This is a genomic window from Caldithrix sp. (assembly GCF_056497305.1).
Genome location: NZ_JBSMDE010000065.1, coordinates 1 through 9,990, shown reverse-complemented (window position 1 = coordinate 9,990; position 9,990 = coordinate 1). Strand labels below are relative to the sequence as shown.

The 9,990-nt window shown below is 46.0% G+C and carries 7 protein-coding genes; 1 reads left to right on the top strand and 6 read right to left on the bottom strand.

The annotated features are described in order from the left end of the window. Window positions 1–314 precede the first annotated feature (314 nt). The 4 genes from ACWB0I_RS05330 to nifJ all read right to left on the bottom strand — a co-directional run bounded on the left by ACWB0I_RS05330 (window position 315) and on the right by nifJ (window position 6,935). A complete protein-coding gene (locus tag ACWB0I_RS05330) occupies window positions 315–1,307 on the bottom strand; it encodes a DUF1028 domain-containing protein (protein ID WP_479387003.1) in 993 nt (330 codons plus the stop codon). A 250-nt stretch (window positions 1,308–1,557) separates the two neighbouring features. Further along, entirely contained in the window at window positions 1,558–2,259 is a 702-nt protein-coding gene (locus ACWB0I_RS05325) for a glutamine amidotransferase (RefSeq protein ID WP_479387002.1), read from the bottom strand. Between the two features lie 42 nt (window positions 2,260–2,301). Then, window positions 2,302–3,294, bottom strand: coding sequence for a dihydroorotate dehydrogenase-like protein (locus tag ACWB0I_RS05320; protein WP_479387001.1), 993 nt, complete (start codon window positions 3,292–3,294; stop codon window positions 2,302–2,304). 65 nt (window positions 3,295–3,359) lie between these two features. Further along, window positions 3,360–6,935: a pyruvate:ferredoxin (flavodoxin) oxidoreductase gene (gene nifJ / locus ACWB0I_RS05315; protein WP_479387000.1), complete on the bottom strand. Its 3,576-nt coding sequence runs from the start codon at window positions 6,933–6,935 to the stop codon at window positions 3,360–3,362. A gap of 528 nt (window positions 6,936–7,463) precedes the next feature. Between nifJ and ACWB0I_RS05310 the strand changes: the two genes are divergently transcribed. Then, window positions 7,464–7,988 (top strand): ferritin-like domain-containing protein, encoded by a 525-nt coding sequence (locus ACWB0I_RS05310; protein WP_479386999.1) that lies wholly within the window; start codon window positions 7,464–7,466, stop codon window positions 7,986–7,988. Between the two features lie 80 nt (window positions 7,989–8,068). Here the strand turns inward: ACWB0I_RS05310 and ACWB0I_RS05305 are convergent, their stop codons facing one another. Both ACWB0I_RS05305 and ACWB0I_RS05300 read right to left on the bottom strand, forming a co-directional pair. Next, window positions 8,069–8,362 (bottom strand): hypothetical protein, encoded by a 294-nt coding sequence (locus tag ACWB0I_RS05305; protein ID WP_479386998.1) that lies wholly within the window; start codon window positions 8,360–8,362, stop codon window positions 8,069–8,071. A 273-nt stretch (window positions 8,363–8,635) separates the two neighbouring features. Further along, on the bottom strand, window positions 8,636–9,271 hold the full coding sequence (locus ACWB0I_RS05300) for an alpha-amylase family glycosyl hydrolase (RefSeq protein ID WP_479387004.1): 636 nt from the start codon (window positions 9,269–9,271) through the stop codon (window positions 8,636–8,638). Window positions 9,272–9,990 lie beyond the last annotated feature (719 nt).

The following is a 9,990-nucleotide window of genomic DNA, read 5'->3' as shown; positions in this document are numbered from 1 at the left end:
TTTGTGTAAAAGTTAAAATCGCTCTTAAGAAAGACTTTTCAAAAAATGCTTCGCCCTTACAAAGTTTCGAGCTGAAGCTCGAGTTACGTTATGCTTGTGAATTGTCTGCCAGTGTAGGGGATTCTTCGCCCCCGATAAATCGGGGACTCAGAATGACATGCCAGCACAGGCCTTCACCGCCTGGGCACAACAATGAAAATGTTCGCCCTCATTTCTGTCAAGGATTTCTCTGCTCTCCTCTGACGCACTAGGGACATTGGTCGAAATGACAATCGGTGTAGGCTTCAGACAAACGTAACAACCACAGCGCCGGACTATTTCCCCACCTTCAGTATCTTCTGTAACTGTTCGTCATTCACTTTAAGCATGCCATTGGGCACAATGCGGCGCGTCAATTCGATGTAATTGGGTTCCTTACGGAACACCTCTTTAAACAGAGGAAGAGAAGCTTCAATTTCGCCGATATTGGCCAGCGAAACGGCATGCCAGTATTTCATCTCTTCATTATCAGGAAACATCTTTTCGGCTGCCCCGTATTCACGCAAGGCGCCCTGCACATCGCCTTTTTCGATGGCCAGATCGCCTTTGTTCATGTGTTCATAGGCGCGGAACACCTTTAGCACGCGCTCGATTTCCGCCACAGCCTGCGGATGATCTTCAACCCGCAAATCAAGGACGGTATCTTCCCAGGGTTTACCGCTGGCTTTCAATTTAACAATTTTAATGGCCGCCGACTGCTGCCCACGGATGTCCCCACCCGCTTTCTGGGCTGCTTTCATGGCCGCTACCAATCGTTCGGCCAGAGGCCCTGTGCTGTTTTGAAAGGCCTCGGCCATGGCCGGCACCACCTTTTTATTCAACATCATGTTGGCCTGGACAGAAAATCCATCTCCTATGATGTGCCCGGCGTCAGCAATGCACTTTTTACCCGTGTGCGTTGCCACACGACCCTGAGCATCAAGCAGAGCAACTTGCCTGTAGGCTGCTCCTTCATCGCTGCTCAACAATTCATGCAGCGCTTCCTGCGGCGACTTCCCCTCTTTCATCAAAGCCAGTCCGCGGGGACCAAAAGAGACATTAACCAGAGATTGCGTGGCAACCACACCAACTCCTGCCTGGGCCCAGGCGACAATGGAGCCAACGGAAAACCAATGCGACTGCACGGCCACGCCCATTTCGCCATGCAGAGTATCAATAGCCACAATGGAAAAGGTGTGTGTAAATGGCTGGCCATTCATCGTCTGTGCCGATCCATTCATGTTGACCGCCAGGATCATCGTTAAAATCCCAATAAAAATTCTACTCATGGTTTTTCCTCCTGCTTCAGGTAACTGTCATTGCTGTCAAGATTAAACTGATTACTGTAAGAGGTATGTTTTTTTACCCCACCTATTATTCGTTTAAGGCCAGTGTTCATAATCCCTTCTTAATAAGCTTCGGACAGGAAGGATTCAGGGCACTTAGCCGATTCTGTTTTTACTTAAACACAAATTCTAGCCCCATTTAGTAACAGGTGTAAAATAATAAACTCCTTTCAGGAAACCAAACATTCAGGAATTAACGGCTTTTGTAACAAAGGTCAACAAAACGAGAAAGGACGAGACGGGCGGTGGGAGTATCTTCAAGCAAGGGTGGGCTTGCGGATTCTGGCACTTTAAAATGGGAGTGTAAATAGTGTTCCATAATCTGTGGATCGAATTCAGGATGAAACTGAAGGCCCCACATATTTGGCTCTAGGTAGATGATGGCATTTTGATCCGATGAGCTACTGGCCAGAGAAACGGCTCCTTCCGGTAAGCGCCTGATGCTTTGCCGGTGAGACATAAAGGCTTTAAATGTCAGGGGAAATTCGGAGAAAAGAGGCTCCATGCGGGCCTGGGGGGTTAAAACAATCTCCACAGAACCATATTCCGGCCCGGTTGGATTTTCAGCCACCTGCCCGTCAAAAGCGTGGGCCAGCAACTGATGGCCAAAACAGATGCCCAGTACAGGAATGCGCTTTGCTTGTAAAGAACGTAACATGGTTACAGCTGTAGTAAGATAGGGCGGTTGATCGGTTACCATATCGTGTGAGCCGGTAATGATGACGCCAAGACAGGCGTCCGGGTGCAGAACAAAGTCCTTTTGCATGAGCGGCAAGATTGTAAAATTTTCTCGTGGGAACCCGGAATGAAGGATGATCCAGTCTTCAAAGTCGCCCCTGATCTTTTGCAAATCGGGGTCGGTACTACCTGCTTTTAGAATAACGATCTTTTTCATAGAAAGAAGAAAGAAAGCCCGGCCAACACCGGGCTGAAAATGTCAGATAATACTCTGTAAAGTTTTCATGTAGTTGGCGCGCATATAAGCGGCTGGTTCTGCCAGAGATTTCATGCTCATGCTGCCTTTCATCTGTTCAATCGATTCGTATTCGTGGGCTTCCATCCAGTACTTGATGTCGCTGAGCACCCGGGCAATGTGTTTTACGCCCTTCTGAAACAAAACCGAAGCCATCATGGTAACGTCGGCGCCGGCCATAACAGCTTTTAGAACATCTTCTGCCGTATGGATGCCAGTTGTGGCCGCCAGACTGGCCTCAACATTCCCATACAAAATGGCCAACCAGCGTAAGGGCAAACGTAGTTCATAGGAGGTGCTGAATTCCAGATCATGAACAACTTCCAGAGACTCAATGTCAATGTCTGGCTGGTAAAAACGGTTAAAAATGACCAATCCATCCGCGCCAGCCTCTGTTAAGCGTCGAGCCATGTTGGCAAAAGCGGTGAAAAAAGGCCCAACCTTCACAGCCACCGGAATGGAAACCGTTTCTTTCACCTTTTTGACGTCGTCGATGTACATCTGTTCCACCTGCTCTGAAGTCATATTCGGATCAGTTGGAATGTAATAGATATTCAGCTCAAGGGCATCTGCGCCGGCTTCCTCGATCTTTTTGGCATAGTCCATCCAGCCGCCGGCAGAAACGCCGTTCAAACTGCCAATCACAGGAATATCCACCGCTTCTTTTAACTTGCGCACCTGTTCCAGATACTCCTCGGCATGGACATTGTGGAATTCATCAGGCTCTGGAAAATAATTCAACGCTTCGGCAAAAGAATCCGTGCCTTGAGAGAGGAAAACATCCAGCTCCTTTTGCTCATGAACAATTTGTTCCTCGAACAGAGAATACATAACCACTGCAGCGGCACCATTTTCTTCCATTTTCTTCACGGTGTCCACATTGGCTGCCAGAGGGGATGCAGAGGGGACAATCGGGTTTTTTAATTCCAGACCTAAATATTTTGTTTTTAAATCCATAGCTTATTCCTTTTTTAGTTAATCAAATGGTCGCCCAAAATTTCGGGCGACCAGCACTGTGTTGCTTATTCCTGACCATTGGATGAATAATTTAATTTGGAAAGATGGCTGTAAAATTTCCAATGCCGATTGACGATTTCCTGCGCTTCCTGTATGTACCTGCGGGCCAGCTCCGGATTCATCTTCTGAACCATCTTAAAACGTGTTTCATTTTCCATATATTCCGAAACTTTCTTAGAGGGTTCCTTAGAATCCAGAATCAATGGGCTTTTACCTTCAGCAATCAATTCCGGGTTGTAGCGGAACAGAGGCCATTCGCCTGTTTCCACAGCCAATTTTTGTTGCTGAGCTCCATATTTCAAATTGTATCCGTGAGCAATACAGTGGCTGTAAGCAACAATGATCGAAGGGCCATCGTAACGCTCGGCCTCCAAAAAGGCTTTTAATGTTTGCGTATCGTTGGCGCCCATGGCTACGCGGGCTACGTAAACATTACCGTAGGTCAAAGCCTGTAAAGCCAGGTCTTTTTTGGGCAGGGGTTTACCACTGGCGGCAAATTTAGCAACTGCGCCCAATGGCGTGGCTTTGGACATCTGCCCACCCGTATTGGAATAGACTTCGGTATCCAGAACCAGAATATTAACATTTCGGCCGGAAGCCAGTACATGATCCAGACCGCCGTAGCCAATGTCATAAGCCCAACCATCACCGCCGATGATCCACACGCTCTTTTTGACCAGATAATCCGCCAGACTCAGCAGATTCTTGATTTCAGGATCATCCTTATGCGCTTCCAATTTCTTTTTAAGGTCCTCAACGCGTTGCCGTTGTTCCTGGATATCAGCCTCATCCACCTGTTTGGCGCTTAAAATCGCTTCAGCCAGATCGGCGCCAATCTTGTCCTTGTGTTTTTCAACCAGCTCTCGGGCCTGTTCATTGTGTTTGTCAATGGCCAGACGGAAGCCCAGACCAAATTCGGCATTGTCCTCAAACAGCGAGTTGGACCAGGCCGGACCACGTCCTTCTTTGTTAAATGTGTACGGCGTGGTAGGCAGGTTTCCACCATAAATGGAAGAACAACCCGTAGCATTGGCAATGACCATACGATCGCCGAACAACTGGGTGGCCAGCTTAATGTAGGGCGTTTCTCCGCAGCCCGGGCAGGCGCCGGAAAATTCGAACAAGGGTTGCAGGAACTGGGCATCTTTAACCGTGTCCACACGCAACTTGGTTCGGTCGTATTCCGGAAGATTGAGGAAAAAGTCCCAATTCTGACGTTCTGTTTCCCGCAAAGGAATTTGCGGAGCCATGTTGATGGCTTTGCGTCCAGCTTCGCGTTTATCCTTCACCGGACAGAATTCCACACACAGTTCGCAACCGGTACAATCTTCTACAGCCACCTGCAGGGTGTACATGTAACCTTCCGGCCAGCCTTTGCCCCTTGCCTTGGTCGCTTTGAATGTTTCCGGAGCATCTTTTAACAAGGCGCCGTCATACACTTTGGCCCGAATGACCGAATGCGGACAAATTTCAACGCATTTATTACATTGAATGCAGATATCCGGATCCCAGACCGGCACTTCCAGCGCGATATTCCGTTTTTCCCATTGGGTTGTACCACTGGGAAAGGTACCATCGGCCGGCATTTTACTAACGGGTAATTCATCACCCTTCATGGCGATTAAGGTAGCAGTCACATCCTTAACAAATTCCGGCGCATTTTCCGGAACCGGCGGCAGAAAATCCAGATCGCTGGTTACTTTATCGGGCATTTCAATTTCGTACAGATGGGCCAGGGTTTGATCCACGGCGTTGAAGTTCATCTGTACAATCTGATCGCCTTTTTTACCATAGGTCTTTTTAATGGCCTCTTTTATTTTGGCAATGGCTTCATCTTTGGGCAACACACCGGAAATGGCAAAAAAGCAGGTCTGCATGATGGTGTTAATGCGTCCGCCCATGCCTGTATCGCGGGCCACCTTGTAGGCATCAATGGCGTAAAATTTCAATTTTTTATTGACAATCTCTTCCTGAATCTTTCTGGGGAGCTTGTCCCAGACCTCTTCTTTAGGATAGGGCGTATTCAAAAGGAAGGTAGCGCCGGGTACTGCATGTTCCAGTACATTGTACTTTTCCAGGAAAACGAACTGATGTACCGCAATAAAATTCGCTTTATGAACCAGATATGTAGAACGGATTGGTTTTTTACCAAATCTCAAGTGTGAAATGGTCATGGCTCCAGATTTTTTGGAATCATAGACGAAATAGCCCTGCGCGTAATTGTCGGTTTCTTCACCGATGATTTTGATGGAGTTTTTGTTTGCGCCCACGGTTCCGTCGGAGCCCAGGCCATAAAACATACCACGGAAGACATCATCCGGTTCAATGGAAAAATCACGATCCCATTCCAGGCTGGTGTTGCTCACATCATCAATAATGCCGATGGTAAAATGATTTTTGGGCTTGTCTTTCTTCAATTCATCAAAAACAGCCTTCACCATGGCCGGAGTAAATTCTTTGGAAGAAAGCCCATAACGTCCGCCGATCACTTTGGGGAAGTCAAAAGGCAACCAGCCTTCAGACTGGGCTTCAACAAAAGCATTGACCACATCCAGATAGAGAGGTTCACCGGCCGACCCCGGCTCTTTGGTACGGTCCAGTACAGCAATGCTTTTCACTGTTTGAGGCAAGGCCTGAATTAGATGTTTAATGGAAAACGGGCGGTAGAGACGCACTTTAATCACGCCCACTTTTTCGCCCTGGGCAGCCAGGAACTCAGCGGTTTCGTGCGCGGCTTCTGCGCCGGAGCCCATCAAAATAATGACGCGTTCCGCCTGCGGATGCCCAATGTAATCAAAGAGATGGTACTGACGCCCCGTCAATTTAGCAAACTTGTCCATAACCTTCTGAACAATTTCCGGGGTCTTCTGGTAATAAGGATTAACCGTTTCCCGGCCCTGAAAATAAACGTCCGGGTTTTGCGCAGTCCCACGAATAAAAGGTTTTTCTGGATTCAATGCGCGCTCTCTGTGGGCCTGTACCAGGTCATCATCGATCATAGCACGTATGCTCTGTTCATCGATTTCCTCCACTTTGGAAATTTCGTGCGAGGTACGGAAACCGTCAAAAAAATGTAAAAACGGTACACGCGATTCGAGAGTGGATGCCTGGGCAATCAAAGCAAAATCCATCACTTCCTGAACATTGCCTGAGGGCATCAGGGCAAAACCGGTTTGCCGAACGGACATCACATCTGTATGATCGCCAAAAATGGAAAGAGCCTGCGCAGCAATGGAGCGGGCCGAAACATGAAACACAGTAGAGGTTAATTCACCGGCAATTTTGTACATATTGGGAATCATTAAAAGCAAGCCCTGTGAGGCGGTAAACGTAGTGGTTAAGGCCCCGCTTTGCAACGAACCGTGAACCGCGCCAGAAGCGCCGCCTTCGCTCTGCATCTCTGTAACACGCGGAATGGTGCCCCAGATGTTTTTCACTCCCCGGGCTGACCACTCATCCGCCCATTCACCCATAGGAGAAGAAGGCGTAATCGGATAGATGGCAATGACTTCGTTCGTTTTATGTGCGATATAAGCTGCAGCCTGATTACCATCTATGGTTACCATCTTTCGTTTACTCATAAAAAACTCCTTCCTGCTTTATCTCAAAATCTCTGATTCGAACATGAATTTTTTCACGTTAAATTTAATTAAGCACACAATTAAAAACAAAAATAATGCCAACACGCATTTATTTTTTGTAATACGTTAATAATTATTCATTTAACCCATTTTTTTGTTCCTATTTTGATCAACTTTAATATAATAAATTCTTACATTCAAAGTATAAAAAATTCAATTTTATTAAAAGTAAGAAATTGGCCCGGCCGGCTGGCTTCTGGCCCTACCCCCCTTAAGCCACTAACGCGTTTTGATTAAAAATCATCAATTCGACACATTGATGGTCTGCAGTCTTTAATTTAAAACATTTGAGATTTTGAGTGAAATTGGGAACCAGCCATTTTACACAACCTGTTTATTGCAGAGCGTATTTTAGCATTACCGTGCAGTAAGCTAAAAGGTATGAGAAAAAACAGACAATTTTGTTGAATAGCACAGTTTATATTTGTAAGTTCCCAAAGAAACGACTTAACAGAAAGGAGAGGCGTCATGTCTGAATTTCCTAAAACCATTGAGGAAGTCCTACAAAAATCGATTCAGCTTGAAGAAGAGGGTTTTAAATATTACAGTGAATCCGCACAGAAAGTAAAAAATTCCGTTGGCCGGCGCATGCTGGAACGCCTGGCTAATGATGAAAAAAATCATATTCAACGCTTTAAAAATCTGTACGAAGCGGTAACCAACAACACGGTTGACCAGCTTAAGGTTAGTGATCGTGAGCCCACCACTTTCGAGATGATTTTTAACCGCCTGAAAGAACAATTGGAAGGGGCCATCGAAGAATTGGGAGAAAAAGGCGTGGATGATCAGGAAATTATTGAGATGGCCATGGATCTGGAAAACACCACGCGCTTTTTTTACAAAGAAGCTGCTCAGAAAGCCCAGGACGAAAAGATCAAACAGTTTTATGAATTACTGGCCAAAGAAGAAGACGCGCATTACGCTGTGCTTCAAAAGGCCCTGCAATTTCTGGATGACCCATCCCTCTTCTTTGGCATGGGAGATCGTCGATAAGGCGAAGTGTACACGGGCCATGGATGGCAATACTTTTTGGGCGTCACTTTATTCGGTAACGCCCAAGTTTTTTCAGCCCATCAGCGGGGACCAACAAAAATCTTTGCGCTTTGTGCTTCGAGCGTAACCTGTTTTGTCTTCTGTAACACACCTTCCTCTTCGGAAAGCCACTCTTTAACTTTTTGTTGTTTTAAAAAGTGCAACGATTCCGGCAGTTCAAAGTTAATGACTTGTGCTTTGTCGTCAAAGTTTAAAGCCACCACCACAGCCTGACTATCCAGAACATTTTCAAAAACCACTGTCCGTTGCTGGTTGTTCGATTGCAAAACCTGCCAGGTAGCGGCATTAAAGGGAAAAACATGGCGTAGGCGCACCAATTTTTGTTAAAAAGAAAAGAGTGTGGAATCGAAAGTTTGCCAGCCAATCGTAGTTTTTTCGAACAGACGACCTGAACCATTGTAATTCATCACCAAATTACTGTCCCATGAAAAGCAGGGGCAGATCCGGTGTTGTAAAAGCGAATGTGGCATAAGGTTGCAGGCCTTCCCTGCCAAACTGTTTAACCGCCCGTTTTTCATCGTGATTTTCGATAAAGTTAAGAAAGTAGCCTTGTGGGAAGTACTGTTTGTATTCGCTCTGGTAAACATTCAGCAGCTACTCCACGGTTTTGGAATATTTCTGCACGTCCTGAAAAGCGTATAGCAGGGCCCAGCTGTAATCGGCAGCAAAAATAGATCGTTCTTAATGGAGCGCATTTTAGGAACGGCCTGCTGCCAGAAATCGTCCGGAACCATACCGGCCACATCGAAGCGGTAGCCATCGATGTCGAATTCCCGAATCCAGTAGGTTAAAATATCAATGATGTGCTTGCGCAACTGTGGATTGTCATAATTAAAGTCGGTAATATCGCTCCATTCTTTGACTTCCCGTGTGAAGTTCCCCTTTTCGTCGCGCATAAACCAGTCGGGATGATAGGCCATTTCCACATAGTCATTAGCGCTATGGTTTGGCACAAAACCAATGATTACTTTTAAGCCGGTCTGAAGGATGGCCTGAACCAGATGTTTAAAATCCTCTTTACTGCCAAATTCGGGATTCACTTCATAATAATTCCGCATAGAATAGGGGCTGCCCTGGCTTCCTTTACGACCTTTTTGTCCGATGGGGTAAATGGGCATCAACCAGATGATGTCCATGCCTAACGCTTTGAGGTAAGTAATTTTTTCCTGGGCCGCTTTAAATGTTCCCTGCGCCGTAAAATCCCAAACAAATAATTCGTAGATTATGGCTTTTCTGACCCAATCCGCAACGTTTTGAACATGGGGGCCATGTTAGTTGTCTGGCTATAGCACTCGTTCAGTGAGGCAAAAAGGTAAAGATTAAGCAAAACAAATAATAGGGATCAATGAAACGTCATTTTTTTTACCATTGTTTCATTCCTTGATGTATTAAACATTCTTATTATAGCCGGCCCTTAAAATCCCTAATTTTAGCGAAATTTAGAATACTTCTCTCAAAAGATGTAGCGCCTTAGAATACTTCCCTTAAAACTTCTAATCCCGCTATAGGGGGATGCGAAAATTTTTGTGTTAAAGATCCTAACCCCCCGGCCCCCTTCCCTTTTTTTAATAAAGGGAAGGGGGAGCGAATTGTGCCGCTTTGCTGAGTCTTCGCCTTACATGTCAACAAATTTTATTTTTTTTGAAATCTTTGTGCTCTCTGTGGTTGATTTTGGTTGTGGCTCCGCTGCCTTAGAATACTTCTCTCAAAAGATGTAGTGCATTAGAATACTTCCCTCAAAACTTATAATCCCGCTTAGCGGGATGCGAAAATTTTTGTGCTAAAGATCCTAACCCCCCGGCCCCCTTCCCTTTTTTAATAAAGGGAAGGGGGAGCAAATTGTGCAGCTTTGCTGAGTCTTCGCCTTACATGTCAACAAATTTTATTTTTTTTGAAATCTTTGTGCTCTCTGCGGTTGATTTTGGTTGCGGCTCCGCTGCCT

Bases quoted from the DNA above. Each gene is read 5' to 3' on its own strand.
- ACWB0I_RS05330 (WP_479387003.1), bottom strand. From the start codon at position 1,307: ATGAGTAGAATTTTTATTGGGATTTTAACGATGATCCTGGCGGTCAAC.
- ACWB0I_RS05325 (WP_479387002.1), bottom strand. From the start codon at position 2,259: ATGAAAAAGATCGTTATTCTAAAAGCAGGTAGTACCGACCCCGATTTG.
- ACWB0I_RS05320 (WP_479387001.1), bottom strand. From the start codon at position 3,294: ATGGATTTAAAAACAAAATATTTAGGTCTGGAATTAAAAAACCCGATT.
- nifJ (WP_479387000.1), bottom strand. From the start codon at position 6,935: ATGAGTAAACGAAAGATGGTAACCATAGATGGTAATCAGGCTGCAGCT.
- ACWB0I_RS05310 (WP_479386999.1), top strand. From the start codon at position 7,464: ATGTCTGAATTTCCTAAAACCATTGAGGAAGTCCTACAAAAATCGATT.